Origin of the sequence: Psychrobacter sp. 219-2-C, assembly GCF_049560815.1 — a bacterium.
GTDB classification, from domain to species: domain Bacteria; phylum Pseudomonadota; class Gammaproteobacteria; order Pseudomonadales; family Moraxellaceae; genus Psychrobacter; species Psychrobacter faecalis.
Genome location: NZ_CP186933.1, coordinates 1,355,986 through 1,372,277 on the forward strand (window position 1 = coordinate 1,355,986; position 16,292 = coordinate 1,372,277).

Here is a 16,292-nt window from a genome sequence, read left to right on the forward strand (position 1 = left end):
CGATTGATGCTTACAACATCAATGATTTTTATTCATATAATCATTTAGTCATCTATAAATAAAGTGAGCGTTTAATGATAAACGCGCGTGCCTTCATTTTCGCCCATAATGACGTTTAATAAGGCATTAGGCTTGGTCATATCAAATACTTGCAATGGGACGTTGTGTTCACGGCATAAAGCAATCGCTGTTAAATCCATGACGCCAAGTTTTTGCTCGAGCACTTCATCAAAGGTTAATCCGTCATATTTTTTGGCATCATCATGGAGGCTTGGGTCTTTATCGTAAACGCCATCAACCTTGGTCGCTTTTAGAATTAAGCCCGCCTCGATTTCGATACCACGTAAGCAAGCGGCGGTATCAGTGGTAAAGAACGGATTGCCCGTGCCCGCGACAAAAATACACACTTCGCCATTTTTAAGATAACGAATGGCATTACGGCTACTATAGCTTTCAGTGACTTCGCCAATTGGCAATGCTGACATCAAACGCGTTTTAATATTACGGCGCTCGAGGGCATCACGCATGGCCAGACCATTCATCACAGTGGCTAGCATACCCATTTGGTCACCAGTGACACGGCCGACCAAACCTTCTTGTTGCAACTGGGCACCGCGATACAAGTTACCACCGCCGACGACGATACCGACTTGTACCCCAAGTCCGCGTAAGTGGGCGATAGACAAGCTCATCTTATCGAGCACTTCGGTATCAATCCCCATCTCTTTGCCACCAGCTAAGGCTTCGCCAGAAAGTTTTAGCAAGATACGAGAGTAACGCGGGTTTTTGTCAGACATGAGGTCACCTTGTTAGCATGAAATTATAATGAAAATAAGCGGTAAAACACAAATTGCATTGGACTTTAGCTTACCCTTTCAAATTATCCTAAATGGCATAATAAGCGCCAAAAACGATGTCAAATAGGTAAAAAGCCAAATTGCGCTAATTGTAGCAAAAACTGCCCACGATTGGGCAACTTTCACTCGGTTATCGTTGTGGCTCTCTAACCTTTATAACTGGCAAACAAATCATATTCGCTGGCATCATCGATCGTGACGGTTAGGAATTGTCCAACTTTGACTTGCGCAGTGATATCATCGACATAGACGTGACCGTCAATCTCAGGCGCATCGGCATAACTACGACAAATCGCGATGCCTTCTTCTTCATCAATCTCATCGACCAATACCATCAAGGTTTTACCGACTTTTTCTTGCAGTTTTTGAGCTGAAATCTCTTGCTGTAGTGTCATCAAACGCTCATAGCGTTCTTGCTTAATGTCTTCAGGTACATGGTTTGGCAAATCATTGGCAACCGCACCTTCGACTTCTGAATACGTAAAAGCACCGACGCGATCAAGGCGCGCCTCGACTAGCCAATCAAGCAAGCACTGAAAATCTTCTTCGGTTTCACCCGGGAAGCCGACGACGAAGGTTGAACGAATGACAATATCAGGGCAAATCTCACGCCACGCTTCGATACGCGCCAAAGTATTTTCGCTATGCGCCGGACGTTTCATGGCTTTTAAAACACTGTGGCTAGCATGTTGGAATGGAATATCAAGATAAGGCAGTAGTTTTTTCTCACCCATCAGTTCAACCACTTTATCGACATGCGGATAGGGATAAACATAGTGCAGGCGTACCCAAATACCCAAATCATTTAACGCTTGGCACAAGTCATAAAATTTCGACTTCAGCGGCATGCCATTCCAAAAGCTGGTTTTATATTTTAAGTCCAGCCCATAAGCCGAGGTATCTTGCGAGATAATCAGCAGCTCTTTCACGCCAGCATTTTTCAGCGCCATTGCTTCATTCATCACGCTATCAATCGGCCGCGAAACCAAATCGCCACGTAAGCTTGGAATGATGCAAAAAGTACAACGATGGTTACAGCCTTCCGATATTTTAAGGTACGCATAATGACTGGGGGTTAATTTAATCCCCGCCTCATTAATCAAATCTATTTTTGGATCATAGTTGCTATCTATATCGCGCTTGGGTTTGGGCACATGTTGCGAGACGGCAGTAATTACCTCATCATAAGCATGCGCACCGGTAACCGATAGCACAGCTGGGTGCATGGCACGGATTTTATCGGCCTCTTTACCCAAGCAGCCGGTGACAATCACTTTACCGTTTTTACTAATCGCTTCACCGATGGCGTCCAAGGATTCTTGCACGGCTGACTCAATAAAACCGCAAGTATTAACCACAACCAAGTCTGCGCCTTCATAATCGCTGGCAACTTGATAGCCGTCACGACTAAGCTCGGTGATAATGCGCTCACTATCGACCAGTGCCTTTGGACAACCAAGCGATACAAAGCCAATCTTTGGCGCAGCGTTCACGGGCGCGTCAATCGTCGCTGAATTGGCTAGCGTCGCATCGCTACTTTGCTCAATACTACGGTTTTGATTGTGGTTGGCTTTATGGTGGTAAGGCTGGTTAGTGTTTGCTTGACTGACATCTGCCTGACTGCTTTCTCGCGCTATATTTGGCTTTGCAGGATTAAAAATAGTGGCAGTGTCTTTTGGCATAGAAGCTAATGAGGCAGAAGCTGGCGATGTAGGAACTGATGAGGTGGTAACAGTCGTATTAAGCGACTCGGTAGAAGTGTTGGGCATGGCTGACCTTGCTAGAGATAAATTGGCTGTGCGCATTGTACGTTTTTTTTGTGATAATCGCCAGTTTTGCCGCGCTAGTGTGTTGATTTATGGTTAAATATTATCCCCAGTCTCACTTAATTTTAGGCATTATCCATGACGGCTGATTTGACCACTGCCAAACCTAATCCAGATTCGACGTTTATATTACAGCATTTATTTACCGCTATTTTATACGTTGATGAAGCGCTGACCATTACCTGGCTAAATGCGCAAGCGGAGCAGCTGCTTGCCATTAGCAGCGGACGTTTGCGAGGTCAATCAATCTTGAGCCTACTTGCGCCCGATGAGTTAATGTTAAAAGACAGACTTATTAATAGTAATCGAGAAGATAAGACCTGTGCGTTGACGGAGCGTTTTAGTCAAGCAAAATACTATCAGCAGCCGTTTATTGACCATGACCACCTTATACACACCCAGCTTAACGGCGGACTGACACTATCCGTGGATTATAGCGTGACCCCTGTTAGTTATGCGCAGCAGTCTTATTTTATTATAGAGATGTGGGGCAAAGATCGGCAAAGTCGCATTTCAGAAGAACAGCGCCAGCAGCAGCAATATAGCGTTGCACGTCATATGCTGCGCTCGGTCGCCCATGAAATTAAAAATCCATTGGCAGGTATTCGCGGGGCGGCACAATTATTACAGCGGCAATTTATTAAGTTTAATGAATTTTCTGCTATTGTGAATGAAAATTTGAATGTAGCGGATGAAAATAACCTGAGAAATAATGCGGCAAAGCTGCGGAGTTATACTGATATTATCATTTCAGAAACCGATCGTTTGACCCAGTTGATTGGGCAGCTTCTTGGCTCTCATCAATTGCCAAACTGGCAAATGCTCAATATCCATGAACCGCTAGAGCACGTTTTGGCTTTAATCATTCATCAATATCCGGACGTGGTGCTACAACGTGATTATGATTTGTCGTTACCTGAGTTATGCGCGGATAAAGCTCAATTAATTCAAGTGTTTTTAAACCTGATGAATAATGCTTGCGAATCGATGACTGATTTTGAGCAAACGCTGCAACAAAATACGCCAGCCACGTTTGGCAACTTTTCATCAGCTAATACCCAAAGTCATCTTGACATTGATAGTAGCTATGAACCAAAGCTGCATATCCAAACGCGAGTTGTTTTTCAGCATACCATCGGTAGCCTGCAGCACAAACAAGTCTTGCAAATCACCATTACCGACAACGGCTCAGGGATAGACGACGCATTAATCGGTCAGATATTTTTCCCGATGGTGACCAACCGCGCAGCTGGTACAGGTCTAGGTTTATCCATCGTCCAAGATATCATCAGCCGCCATCATGGTATGATTGACGTCAGCTCAAAGCAAGCCCAAGGTTTTAGCGGCAGTTTTAAAAGTCATTATCAGCACAATCAAACCCGCTTTACCCTCTACCTGCCTTTTTCTCAGCCAAGCGCTGACCGTTAAGGCTAGAATTTTATATTCATTTTCCATTTCTCACTGCTTATTAGGCCAAACCCATGACTCAGCATAATGACACAAAATACCTTACGAGCAATGAGCAAATTCCTATGGTCACTGTGGGTAATAATCCTGCTGCTACTCCTGCAACGTTATGGCTTATCGATGATGATGCGGCGCTGCGCTTGATCTTGGCAGATACCTTTGAAGAGGCAGGCTTAACGGTTATTAGCTTTACCCAAGCGCAAGCAGCGTGGACGCGCCTGAACGATATCTTGCAACAGCATGAAGCAGCCGACCAGCTACCAGATGTGATATTGACCGATATTCGTATGCCAATGATGGACGGTCTGTCATTTAGTGATTGGGTACATCAGCACTTCCCTACGCTACCGATTGTGATTATGACCGCGCATTCCGACCTGAGCTCTGCTATCAATAGCTATCAGACTGGTGCATTTGAATATCTGCCCAAACCCTTTGATTTAGATGAGGCGGTCGCCACAATTTATAAGGCCATTAATTATCAGCCGAATTTAGTAATAACAAATGATGCAACTAAGCCTGCTCAAAAGACTGTCAAAAAAGCTAAAAATGAAACCAAAACGACCATCGAACTTAAATCTAAACCTAAATCTAAAAACCAAACGGATAGCGATATTAATAACAATCCGAGCGGTATCATCGGTCAATCACAAGCGATGCAAACGGTATTTCGCGCGATTGGACGCTTGGCACACTCTCCTATTACCGTTTTGATTACTGGTGAATCAGGCACAGGTAAAGAGCTGGTGGCAGGTGCGCTTCATGCCCATTCTCCAAGGGCGCAGCAACCTTTTATCGCGCTTAATATGGCAGCGATACCGCATGACTTGATTGAGTCAGAATTGTTTGGTCACGAAAAAGGCGCGTTTACTGGCGCAACGACGACGCGGCAAGGTCGTTTTGAACAAGCGGACGGCGGCACGCTATTTTTAGACGAAATCGGTGACATGCCGTATAGTACCCAAACGCGACTGCTGCGCGTATTGGCCAACGGTGAGTTTTTTCGTGTGGGCGGACAGCAGCCGGTCAAAGTCAATGTACGCATCATTGCCGCTACCCATCAAAACTTAGAAGAATTGGTCAAACAAGGCAAATTTCGTGAAGATTTATTTTATCGCCTTAATGTGATTCGTATGCCATTGCCGCCCTTACGGACGCGCCCTGAAGATATTCCTGCATTAGCAAACTACTTTATGCAGCGCGCCGCCAAACAATTAAATAGCGCCGAAAAGCAGCTGCATCCCACTACGCTTCAGATGATGCAATCTTTTGCGTGGCGAGGTAATGTCCGTCAACTTGAAAACGTTTGCCTTTGGCTGACGGTAATGACCACGGGCGACACCGTTATGATTGAGGATTTGCCGCCAGAGCTGCTAGACAATATTGCCCCTAATGTAGAGCAACAAAGCAATGCGGCATATCACGTGCATCAAAACATGCAAAACAGCCAGAACAGTCAATTGACCCAAACGCATGACAAGCAAAGCTGGCAGCAAGCGTTGGCTATATGGGCGAAGCAGTCGCTGCAAACGGGTGAAACCGATATTTTACAAACGGCAACGCCCGAGTTTGAGCGTGTGTTACTGCAAGCTGCTCTCAATCATAGCGGCGGTAAAAAAATAGCTGCCGCCAACTTACTGGGTTGGGGACGCAATACTTTGACCCGCAAATTACAGCAATTAGAGATGACAGCAGCAGAGAAAAATAATAATAATTAAAGCCATCAGTCTCTGAAATAAAACCAGCAATATCAAATATTTATGATATTTAGCAAAAATAATTTTCAAATAATTAAAAAAAATCGTAAATAGGGGTTGCCAAACCTTTGAAACTCTATATAATAGCCAACCACTGAGACGCACTACCGAATCAGTTAACTATCTCGATGGTATTTGAATTTAACTGCCTTTGATGATAGAGTAACGAAAATGGGGCTGTGGCGGAATTGGTAGACGCACCAGATTTAGGTTCTGGCGCCGCAAGGTGTGAGAGTTCGAGTCTCTCCAGCCCCACCATTTTCGGATAGTACATCTTAGACCAAATATTAAAGCCTGCTTTTTAGCAGGTTTTTTTGTGTCTAGCATTTAGCATTCATGATTATAATCTTTTCAAATCCATCACGATTTCTTCCATACTTGGATAACGTTTTTCAATTCTCTTCGCCAATGCTTTATTGATGATACGTTGATAGCGACTATACTCTAACGGCAATGTTGCAATTGGCTGTTGGCAATGCTGAGTCGCCCATTCTCTTAACGGCGCACCACTCGGATTATCAATCTTAAAAGGTCGCTCGCCTGCCAATATTTCATATAGCATTATCCCAAACGCATAAATATCGCTTTGCAGCGTTGCGCCTTGTCCTTGCCAGCGTTCAGGGGCAAGGTAAGCGGGCGTGCCAGCATTATTTTCCGTACTATTTTTCTTATTTATTTGAGTAATACCATTATTAATGGGTTCTGCCAAAGCAAAATCAGTTAATAATAAATTAGGTACGATACCGCCAATAGCCGTATGATTTGGCATAAAACCCTCTAGTAAAAAGTTACTCGGCTTAATATCATTATGCAGCCAACCTATGTGATGTAAATTGGCAATAAGCTTTGCGGCTTGAACGATTAATTGCTGCTTTTGCTCGGCAGTCAGGCTTTGTTTTAAATAGCGCGCGACACTACCGTTGGCATAATTTGGCATAACAACAATGGTGAGTGTTTGACTGTTATTTAATACTTGTAGCTGTAAATGATGAGTGGCTAATAACGGCGGCCCGATAGAAGAAAACCTACCCTGATGGTTCGAAAACTGATTGATAGTTTTTAGAACTTCGGCCTCATAAGATAAATCAGTTCCGTGTCGATGAGCATCTGTACTTAATTGCCATTTCATCATGACCTCACCAAACTGGGGATGCTTGGCGCGTGTTAAACCTTGATATTCAAGCGTATTAGTGACACCCTGCTGACTGATACGCTGATGTGCTATCTTACTATACTGCAAGTCCAAGAATGCTATGGTCAATATAGGCAGAATTTGCTGCGCATCCGTTTGCAACGTCTGTTTTGCCAAGTCTTGCTTTGGCTTTGCTTGAAATACAGCCTGATAACTGGCACTATTTTTCATGATAAGTGCTGCCTTGATGTATGTACTTGATATATGTAATAGGCAATCTGCCATTTTTATGATTATAAGTAACTAAATTATAAGCGACTATGTATTATGCCCCAATCTACTATGCCTGTTATGAATTACGCCCTACCCGACCATGTATTAAATTTACTTGAGCAGTATTTGCAAGAGCAGGTCACGCCAACTATCGAGATTGATCCTGCCCAGCTGGCTTATCGTTGGGTTGGCGGTAAGCAAGGGCACCTGGAGCCTTTGGCAGTGAATTTATTTTTAAGTTTAGATGACTTGCATGGTATCGATACCCAAAAGGCAAAACTGGTACAAAATACGCGCCAGTTTTTAAAGGGCTATCCTGCCAATCACGTCCTGATGACAGGCACACGCGGCGCTGGCAAGTCATCGCTGATTCGGGCACTGCTACAAGCCTATCATAGCGAAGGGCTACGTATTATCGAAATCGCTCGTGATGACCTACGGATGCTTGATAAGATACGCGTTGCGATTAATGCGCTGCCCGCGGACTGTGGTTGCCGTTATGTGGTGTACTGTGATGACTTGGCGTTTAACGGTCAAGATGAAAGTTATCGGACGCTAAAAAGTGTGTTAGACGGCGCACTGGATTCCGAGCAAGACAAGCTACTCGTCTATGCCACCAGTAATCGTCGCCATCTTTTGCCGCAGTTGATGAAAGACAATGTCAATATTTATAACGGTCAGACTGACGAGGTCAACCCTTATGAAACCATTGACGAAACGGTCTCCTTGTCTGATCGCTTTGGACTTTGGTTATCCTTTCATCCGATGGATCAAAACACGTATTTACACATCGTGCGCCATTATTTATCACTTTCGCCAAACCGCAAGCTAGATAATGCGAATGACGTTAAAGAAAGTAATCATCATGCAGAGGAAAATAATACGCTGCCTGACGACATTAGAGCAGCGGCGTTACGCTGGGCATCAGAGCGCGGTGGCCGCTCGGGGCGCGTGGCCTATCAATTTAGCCGCTACTGGATAGGGCAAATGCAATTAGCAGCTGAAGATAATAACGCTTAAAAGTTATTGAAATTTGTTGTTATGTTATTCTTTATGGTCGCGTGCAGAGCCTAGATACTGTACGCGGCTCCCTTCTTCTGCGCTTACTAAGTCCGCTGTGCCATTCACCATATACTGATCAAAGTCAGCGGCTAACCATAGATTGCCTTGATAAGCACTTTGGGCATCCAAGCGGATATGCGCCATATTGGGCGTATCACTGTGAGGATTATCAAAGCTTTGATAACGGGCGCTAAAATGGGTCAAAATTAAATTTTTAACGCTGTTTTCTTGGGCAAATTGACCGACCAATTGCGCGCTACTGTGCATCGGATCAAAGTCTGGGTTTTTTGCCTGAATCTTATGTAACACCTCATGAGTATACGTGGCTTCGTGTACCACTAAATCGGCATCGACTACCGCAGCACTTAGGCACTCTGGCGTATCGTTATCGCCCGCCACCACAACCTTTATGCGCTGACTGTTATTATCGACATAATTGGCTGAATAAAGCGTGCGTCCGTCTTCGGCTGCGACATCTTTGCCTTGCTGCAACTTGCCCCACAGCACGCTTGCTGGAATACCATCGGCTATCAATTTATCGGTATTCAGCGTACGGCGGCTGATGGTTTGATTGATAGCAAAGCCATAAGAGGCCACGCGATGCGATAAAGGATAAATACCTATCGTCAGCTGATGCTGATTGTCTAGTGTAATCGTTACTTGAATTTTGTTTTTATCGTCTGATTCAGAAAGCAAATCTTCTATCGCCATAAAGTTGATAACAAATGGAAAATATAGCTCTGTCGTCAAAGTTACCGCTTCAAGCAACGTGGCGATTGCTTTTGGCGCAACGATGATTAACGGCTCACGGCGCCCTGACATTGCCGCACTCGCAAGCAACCCCGGCAGACCATAACAATGATCGCCATGCACATGAGTGATGCAAATGGCTTGGAGCTGATGTAGAGATAACTTAGTATGTAAGAGCTGCTGCTGTGTGCCTTCGCCGCAGTCAACCAACACCCAAGGCCGTGATTTTTTAGATTGAGTCGTGTTTTGGATGTTTGAGGCATAGGGATTAAGAGACTCAAGAGCTAATGCGGTGACATTACGCTGCCTGGTTGGCACGCCCGCTGAGGTGCCCAAAAAGGTAAGCTTTAACATAGGCAAACTCTTTATCTAAATACTTTTTATAGCGACGTTTTTATAGTGATGTTTTTATAAAGACGACTTTATAAAGACTGGCATAGCATGGTTCTTTGACCCTCAATCATTTTACCGCCATTAGCCGTACATTCATTTACCATATTGGATTCATAGGATTTCCAACCACCATAAAAGCTTGCAAGACATAGGAGTACTACCAGCAGCTTTTGTGACCACGCTTTGATAGAGACTTGCTGGCTATTTTTATTTTCTTCAGCAGCATTTATAGTTGGTTCCGTAGTTAAGCTTGTATCAGCATTGCTATGCCGGTTGTTTGTTTTATTTAAGTCTGTCATTTTTTATCCTAAAAAAGGTTTTGTCTATAAATAAACAAAACCTTTATTTTAATATAAATTCAGTCATTTATTAATGATGAAATGTGCTGCATCTAAAATTTTAAACGCCCGCCCTTTTCTTCTGCGCGCTTAAAGGCATCGCGCTCTTCACAGCGTTTTAGCCAGTTTAAGATATTGGCATATTTACTGCTATCTAAACCTGCTCCCGCATTGGCACCGACGACCGCAAGATGCATCTGAATATCAGCGGCACTAAATTCGCTACCGGCAAACCAATGATTATCTTGCAGATGTTGCTCCATCATGGCGAGCATTGTATCCAAACTTTTGCTAATCACGCTTTTCTCGACCTGATTGCGAATGCTTTTGCTCACAGGTTTGATCAGCATCGGCGATTGCTCAACCACTTTGGTAAAGACCAGACGCATGACCAATGGCGGCATGAGTGACGCTTCTGCAAAATGTAGCCAAAACGTATAAGCATCCCATGCAGCTTCATTGTCATCAGCAGGCTTAAATTGATGTTCTTTATCATAATGCTTAATCAAGTACTCAATGATAAATCCCGACTCGACGAGCGCACGGTCGTTTACCTCTAATATGGGCGCATGACCGAGCGGATGTACTTGTTTTAAACTGTCTGGGGCGCGGTAAGCCTTGTTGCGCTCATAACAGGTTAATTTATAATCGAGTCCAAGCTCTTCTAATAGCCATAAAATACGAAACGAGCGTGAATTTGCTAAATGATGAAGATGTAACATAAACCATCCTAGTTATAATTTGAATAAGCGATAATTTTAAATAAGACCTATATTAATAGGCTACGCCTGCCTTCAGACTTCATTTTTGTAACTCGTCAAGCATCATTGAGCAAGGCCGCCTTGTTGACGATAATAGCGCAATTAATCGCCCTTTAATACAAAAACTATGTAGAGTAATAAGGAAAAACAATGCTTGCTGAGTCTAATTGAGAGCCTTTATAGCAAAGCTTACTTAGCATGTAGTTCTTCGATTTTGCGCGTCATCTTGTCTATTTTTTGCTGATACTTCCTAATTTTACGAAACCGATGGGCAATCAAAACCCCTTTGATGCGGCGATTTTTTAGGCGACGGCGCGGCGGGAAACTGCCGACTTGTGGCTCATTGTACGCTTGTAGGCGGTCGTGGCGCTTACGTGTCAAATAACCAAGCGCACTATCAGCAATAATAATCAGCAGCGCGATGACAATCATGCCATACATAAACAGCGAGCCGCCGTCATTGATACTTTGGTGCAAAATGGTAATGGAAAAAATAAATAAAAATATCGGCTCAAGGTAGCATAAAGTGCCAAATAGTGACACGGGTAGCTTTTGGCTGGCAACCATGGTCAGCGCCATCGCCGCTGTACTAATAATACCGAGTAGCGGCAATAGATACCAAAACTTATCGGTCGCGAACGCCAGCTCAAAACCACCGCTTAAGTATAATACCACCATCACCACCGGCGTTAATAACACCAAATCCGAGATAAGGCCGGTGATGGGCGGTACGGCAAGCTTACGCCGCAGCAGATAATAAGGCGGATAACCCAAACAGACAAATAAAGTCGCCCAAGAAATGCTGCCATATTGCCACACATCGTAGCCAATACCGAGCGCCGCACAAATAGTCGCAAGCCATTGCAGCAAGCTCATGTCTTCATTATAAAAAAAGCGCCCCACGACAATCATAATCATCGGGTATAAAAAGTAACCTAATGTCACCTCCAATCCCAAATCATTGACCGGCGCCCACATAAATATCCAGATTTGCGCACCCAAAATCGGTGTGGGAATGATAAATAAAAACCACTCTTTGGCCGTCTTTAAGGTTTTTAGATAATCAAAAATATGCTGCCATTGTTTCAGCGCACTGACCAGTAGCACCAAACTGAGTAGCATCATCAGTACCCGCCAAGAAGCGACTTGCGTCCCTGATAACGGCTGCATCAACAGACCAAATAAAAACAAACCTGCATATAAAAAATTTGCGGCGACTGCAACGATGGTGCCTTGCGACGTTTGATTGGTGAGGAGCATAACAACTGCCTTTAAAAATAAGCGCACGTCCTTGGCAATTTTGAAAAAAACAAAAGCCTCAGACGCGAACGTCGGAGGCCTTTTGTCTATCAGCTCTATTGTTGATAGAAATTTTTATCTATCCTGTCACTAAATAAAATTAAGATAAACGCTTGTGTATCTCATGCTCAGCATTATGTCAAAGTCGGCACAGATACGCAATACAATGGCTTAACCCGTCTGTTCATTTTAAAATCCAGTTTATTCATTTGACATACATGTGAGGATTTATTTGCTATCAAGCTGCTCGATTTTACGCTGTATGCTATCGAGCTTCCTTTGATAACGACGCATCTTACGAAAACGATGTGCGGCTAACACCCCGTCGATACGGTAGTTTATCAAGCGGCGACGCGGCGGAAAACCGCCCACTTGTGGCTCGCGGTAGCCGTGCAAATGGTTGTCGCGGCGGCGGCGAAGATAACCCATGACACTATCAGTAATCATAATAAATAACGCCAGCGTAATCATACCGTACATAAATAACGAGCCGCCTTCCTCAATGCTTTGGCTTAACACGGTAATAGATAGCACAAACAATAGCATTGGCTCTATATAGCTTAGCGCACCAAATAATGAGACGGGTAATTTACTACTCGCAATCATGGTCAGGGACATCGCAAGCGCACTAAACGCGCCAAGCAGCGGTAATAAATACCAAAACTTCATATTTTGTGCCGCCACGCTAAAGCCGCCACTGCTATACAGCATAATAAGTACCACTGGCGTCAGCAAAGTTAAATCTGACAACAAACCAGTAATCGGCGGTACGGCAAGCTTACGCCGCAGCAGATAATAAGGGGGATAACCTAAACAGACAAACAAGGTAACCCAAGAGATGGTGCCATATTGCCAAATATCATGACCGATACCTAAAGCAGCCAACAGGGCCGCTAGCCACTGTAGCGCGCTCATATGCTCATGGTAAAAAAAGCGCCCCAATATGATCATCACCAGCGGCAATAAAAAATAGCCCAAAGTGACGTCAAGACCAAAGCCATTGACCGGCGCCCACATAAATAGCCAAATTTGCCCACCCAAAATCGGCGTCGGCAAGATAAATATCAGCCATTCTTTTGGTGTTTTTAAGGTTTTTAGATAATCAAAGACATGTTGCCATTGCTTAGTAAAACTGACCAATATAAGCAAACTCAACAGCATCATCAATATGCGCCATGATGCTACCTGTGTTCCTGTCAAGGGCAGCATAAATAACCCAAACAAAAACATCATCGAGAATAAAAAACTCGATGATATTGCGGCTAACGTTCCTTGAAAAGTTTGATTGGTCGTAAACATAACAACGGCCTTAAAAAATAGCGCTTAATAGATATTATTTATCATAAGTGTATAGAAGCTAAGCATGCAAAGTTAAAGGTTAAAAAACACGCTATAAGGATAAACAGCGCTCAGAAAAAAGCCTCCAACGATGACGTCAGAGGCTTATTCTAGAGCAGTATGACTAACTAAACTAAAAAGCTAACAACTGATATAATTACTCGTCATCGTCGGTGTTTTCATCTGCGGTATCATTCGATGTTTCGTCATCTAACGTATAGTCATTGGCAATATCGATAACATCATTGATATCGGTCGTCGCATGACCTGTTTCGGCATCAATATCGATTTGTTCTTGACCCTCTACGCCAAAAGTACCATCTTCTTTCATCGCCTCGACCAACTCGTCGTCGCCCTCTTCGTTCTCAACGCACGCCATGGCCACCAGTTTTTCATCTTTTGACAGACGAATCAAGGTAACGCCTTGGGTATTACGACCCGAGCTTGCAACTTGTTCTACCGGCGTACGAACCAGCGTGCCTTTATCAGAGATTAAGATAATATCGTCTTCAGGCTCAACCTTGGTCGCCCGAACCAAGGCGCCATTACGGGCGCTGGTTTTGATAGCAATGACACCGCCACCGCCGCGATTTTGCGTATTAAACTCTTCGACAAAGGTACGTTTACCAAAGCCGTTTTCACAAGCGATAAGGATTTCGCGCACATCATCTTCGATAACCACCAGCGATTTGATAAATTCATCGGCGGCCAGACGCATACCGCGCACACCTTTAGCAGTACGACCCATCACACGCGCATCGTTTTCATCAAAACGAATGGCTTTACCGCTCGAAGCAAATAGCATCACTTCTTGACTGCCATTGGTAATACGGGCGCTAACCAATTTATCATCATCTTCTAGGCCAACAGCAATCAAACCGTTCGAGCGAATATTGGCAAACTGCTCAAGCTCAACACGCTTAACCGTACCATTTGCCGTGGCAAAGAAGACAAAATGCCCGCTCACATCCGCGGTATTTTGCGGTATTGGCAATATCGTGGTGACCGTTTCATCAGCATTTAAACCAATCAAATTCACTAACGGACGACCACGCGAACCGCGGCTGGCAATCGGCACTTCAAAACCACGTAAGCTGAACACTCGGCCTGTGTCGGTGAAACACAATACCGTTGCGTGCGTTGAGGTCACGACCAAATGATCAATCACATCGTCTTCTTTCATCGCGGTTGCAGATTTGCCTTTGCCGCCACGTTTTTGCGCCACATAATCGTCAATTGGCTGCGTTTTTGCATAGCCCGTACGCGACACTGTCATCACAACGGTTTGCTCTGGGATCAGATCTTCACGGTTAAAGTCCATACGGGAATCAATGATATCGGTACGACGCTCATCACCGAAGTTTTCACGAATCTCAATCATCTCATCAGAGATAATGGTCATTAATTTATCAAAATCACCAAGAATTGACTCTAAATGAGCAATTTCACGTAATAAATCTTGGTATTCTTCGGTCAATTTGTCTTGTTCAAGACCCGTCAGGCGATGCAGCTGCATGTCTAAAATGGCATTGACCTGCTCAAGTGATAAGCGATAGCTTTCTTGATTGTCAATCAAACCAAACGGCGCTTTTGGGTCTTCGCCTTCGATGAAGTCTGGACGTACCGACTGACTACCTGCCGCGGTTAGCATCGCAACGACGCTGCCTGAACCCCACGTATTATTGAGTAAATTTTCACGAGCAAGGCCGCGGTTTGCAGAGGCTTTAATCGTCGCAATAATCTCGTCAATATTGGCTAGGGCAACGGTTAAGCCTTCAAGCAGATGACCACGAACGCGGGCTTTATTAAGCTCAAAAATAGTACGACGCGTCACCACTTCTTGACGATGACGGACAAAGGCGGCGATTAACTGACGCAAAGTCAATAGTTTTGGCTGACCGTTATCGAGCGCCACCATATTGATACTAAAGCTAGATTCGAGCGGCGTTTGCAAGAACAAGTTATTAACGATCACTTCTGCCGTTTCACCGCGTCGCAAATCGATAGCGATACGCATACCGTCTTTATCAGACTCGTCACGAATTTCAGTAATACCTTCGATTTTTTTGTCGCGTACCAGCTCAGCAATACGCTCAATCAATTTGGCTTTATTGGTTTGATAAGGCACTTCAGTAAAGACAATGCGCTCACGGTCACGGTTGACGCCCGTATCGCTCATTGGCTCAATGATATAGCGACCGCGTACATGCAAGCGGCCTTTACCCGTGCGATAAGCGTCTAAAATACCCGCTCGACCATAAATAACACCGCCAGTAGGAAAGTCAGGACCTGATATATGCGACATCAACTCTTCGGCAGATATTTGCGGGTTTTCGGCATACGCTAAACAGGCATTAATCACCTCTGTCAGGTTGTGCGGTGCCATATTGGTCGCCATACCAACCGCAATACCGGTTGCGCCATTGACCAATAAGTTTGGAATACGCGCTGGCAAGACGCTTGGCATACGCTCAGAGCCATCGTAGTTGTCTTCCCAGTCGACCGTATCTTTATCCAAATCCGCTAGCATTTGATGGGTCAGCTTGGTCATACGCACTTCGGTATAACGCATTGCCGCCGGTGGATCATCATCAATCGAGCCAAAGTTTCCTTGACCATCAACCATCGGATAACGCAAGCTAAAGTCCTGCGCCATACGTACAATTGCATCATAGACAGCACTATCACCATGCGGGTGATATTTACCGATGACATCACCGACCACACGTGCTGATTTCTTATAAGGTTTGTTATAATCATTGGACAACACATGCATCGCATACATCACACGGCGATGCACTGGCTTAAACCCATCACGCACATCAGGCAGCGCGCGCGAGACGATCACGCTCATCGCATAATCCAGATAGGACTGCTTTAATTCATCCACGATGGCAATAGGACTGATCGAGTCGCTCATATACACTCCTTTATTCACATTCTTTTTCTAGTATTTGGCTCGGTTAAAAACGCTGATAGTTGTACAAAAATAAAGGCGCTAAAAAGCGTCAATATCCATGATATACAGACTATAAAAAG

The 16,292-nt window shown here is 44.4% G+C and carries 12 protein-coding genes and 1 tRNA gene; 4 read left to right on the forward strand and 9 right to left on the reverse strand.

Features of this window, described 5'->3' with window-relative positions:
• Window positions 1-71 precede the first annotated feature (71 nt).
• Both pyrH and rimO read right to left on the reverse strand, forming a co-directional pair.
• Window positions 72-797 carry a UMP kinase gene (gene pyrH, locus ACPEGP_RS05390; protein ID WP_144296545.1) on the reverse strand — a complete coding sequence of 242 codons (726 nt, stop codon included), beginning with the start codon at window positions 795-797 and terminating at the stop codon, window positions 72-74.
• A 206-nt stretch (window positions 798-1,003) separates the two neighbouring features.
• Window positions 1,004-2,626, reverse strand: coding sequence for a 30S ribosomal protein S12 methylthiotransferase RimO (gene rimO, locus ACPEGP_RS05395; protein ID WP_423814171.1), 1,623 nt, complete (start codon window positions 2,624-2,626; stop codon window positions 1,004-1,006).
• A 135-nt stretch (window positions 2,627-2,761) separates the two neighbouring features.
• On the opposite strand from rimO, the gene ACPEGP_RS05400 reads away from it, so the two are divergent.
• The 3 genes from ACPEGP_RS05400 (at window position 2,762) to ACPEGP_RS05410 (ending at window position 6,165) form a co-directional block, all read left to right on the forward strand.
• Window positions 2,762-4,111: a two-component system sensor histidine kinase NtrB gene (locus tag ACPEGP_RS05400; protein WP_423814172.1), complete on the forward strand. Its 1,350-nt coding sequence runs from the start codon at window positions 2,762-2,764 to the stop codon at window positions 4,109-4,111.
• A gap of 53 nt (window positions 4,112-4,164) precedes the next feature.
• Window positions 4,165-5,868 carry a sigma 54-interacting transcriptional regulator gene (locus ACPEGP_RS05405; RefSeq protein ID WP_423814173.1) on the forward strand — a complete coding sequence of 568 codons (1,704 nt, stop codon included), beginning with the start codon at window positions 4,165-4,167 and terminating at the stop codon, window positions 5,866-5,868.
• Between the two features lie 212 nt (window positions 5,869-6,080).
• Window positions 6,081-6,165, forward strand: a tRNA-Leu gene (locus ACPEGP_RS05410).
• 82 nt (window positions 6,166-6,247) lie between these two features.
• On the opposite strand, the gene ACPEGP_RS05415 is transcribed toward ACPEGP_RS05410, so the two are convergent.
• A complete protein-coding gene (locus ACPEGP_RS05415) occupies window positions 6,248-7,270 on the reverse strand; it encodes a protein kinase domain-containing protein (protein ID WP_423814174.1) in 1,023 nt (340 codons plus the stop codon).
• Between the two features lie 96 nt (window positions 7,271-7,366).
• On the opposite strand from ACPEGP_RS05415, the gene ACPEGP_RS05420 reads away from it, so the two are divergent.
• Window positions 7,367-8,332, forward strand: coding sequence for an ATP-binding protein (locus ACPEGP_RS05420; protein ID WP_423814175.1), 966 nt, complete (start codon window positions 7,367-7,369; stop codon window positions 8,330-8,332).
• Between the two features lie 24 nt (window positions 8,333-8,356).
• Here ACPEGP_RS05420 and ACPEGP_RS05425 read toward each other — a convergent pair whose 3' ends face one another.
• The 6 genes from ACPEGP_RS05425 to gyrA form a co-directional block, all read right to left on the reverse strand.
• Complete coding sequence (locus ACPEGP_RS05425) at window positions 8,357-9,478, reverse strand: ribonuclease Z (RefSeq protein ID WP_423814176.1); 1,122 nt, start codon at window positions 9,476-9,478, stop codon at window positions 8,357-8,359.
• A 68-nt stretch (window positions 9,479-9,546) separates the two neighbouring features.
• A complete protein-coding gene (locus ACPEGP_RS05430; protein ID WP_200662422.1) occupies window positions 9,547-9,816 on the reverse strand; it encodes a hypothetical protein in 270 nt (89 codons plus the stop codon).
• 92 nt (window positions 9,817-9,908) lie between these two features.
• A complete protein-coding gene (locus ACPEGP_RS05435) occupies window positions 9,909-10,577 on the reverse strand; it encodes a glutathione S-transferase (RefSeq protein WP_423814177.1) in 669 nt (222 codons plus the stop codon).
• A gap of 228 nt (window positions 10,578-10,805) precedes the next feature.
• Window positions 10,806-11,876, reverse strand: a complete 1,071-nt coding sequence (gene rarD / locus ACPEGP_RS05440; protein WP_423814178.1) for an EamA family transporter RarD — start codon at window positions 11,874-11,876, stop codon at window positions 10,806-10,808.
• A gap of 267 nt (window positions 11,877-12,143) precedes the next feature.
• On the reverse strand, window positions 12,144-13,214 hold the full coding sequence (gene rarD, locus ACPEGP_RS05445; protein ID WP_102076349.1) for an EamA family transporter RarD: 1,071 nt from the start codon (window positions 13,212-13,214) through the stop codon (window positions 12,144-12,146).
• Window positions 13,215-13,410: 196 nt separating this feature from the next.
• Window positions 13,411-16,173 carry a DNA gyrase subunit A gene (gene gyrA / locus ACPEGP_RS05450; protein ID WP_423814179.1) on the reverse strand — a complete coding sequence of 921 codons (2,763 nt, stop codon included), beginning with the start codon at window positions 16,171-16,173 and terminating at the stop codon, window positions 13,411-13,413.
• Between the last annotated feature and the right edge of the window lie 119 nt (window positions 16,174-16,292).

What these genes read in the sequence shown, in the direction of transcription:
- pyrH (WP_144296545.1), bottom strand. Translation starts at nt 797, where the DNA reads ATGTCTGACAAAAACCCGCGTTACTCTCGTATCTTGCTAAAACTTTCT.
- rimO (WP_423814171.1), bottom strand. Translation starts at nt 2,626, where the DNA reads ATGCCCAACACTTCTACCGAGTCGCTTAATACGACTGTTACCACCTCA.
- ACPEGP_RS05400 (WP_423814172.1), top strand. Translation starts at nt 2,762, where the DNA reads ATGACGGCTGATTTGACCACTGCCAAACCTAATCCAGATTCGACGTTT.
- ACPEGP_RS05405 (WP_423814173.1), top strand. Translation starts at nt 4,165, where the DNA reads ATGACTCAGCATAATGACACAAAATACCTTACGAGCAATGAGCAAATT.
- ACPEGP_RS05415 (WP_423814174.1), bottom strand. Translation starts at nt 7,270, where the DNA reads ATGAAAAATAGTGCCAGTTATCAGGCTGTATTTCAAGCAAAGCCAAAG.
- ACPEGP_RS05420 (WP_423814175.1), top strand. Translation starts at nt 7,367, where the DNA reads ATGCCCCAATCTACTATGCCTGTTATGAATTACGCCCTACCCGACCAT.
- ACPEGP_RS05425 (WP_423814176.1), bottom strand. Translation starts at nt 9,478, where the DNA reads ATGTTAAAGCTTACCTTTTTGGGCACCTCAGCGGGCGTGCCAACCAGG.
- ACPEGP_RS05430 (WP_200662422.1), bottom strand. Translation starts at nt 9,816, where the DNA reads ATGACAGACTTAAATAAAACAAACAACCGGCATAGCAATGCTGATACA.
- ACPEGP_RS05435 (WP_423814177.1), bottom strand. Translation starts at nt 10,577, where the DNA reads ATGTTACATCTTCATCATTTAGCAAATTCACGCTCGTTTCGTATTTTA.
- rarD (WP_423814178.1), bottom strand. Translation starts at nt 11,876, where the DNA reads ATGCTCCTCACCAATCAAACGTCGCAAGGCACCATCGTTGCAGTCGCC.
- rarD (WP_102076349.1), bottom strand. Translation starts at nt 13,214, where the DNA reads ATGTTTACGACCAATCAAACTTTTCAAGGAACGTTAGCCGCAATATCA.
- gyrA (WP_423814179.1), bottom strand. Translation starts at nt 16,173, where the DNA reads ATGAGCGACTCGATCAGTCCTATTGCCATCGTGGATGAATTAAAGCAG.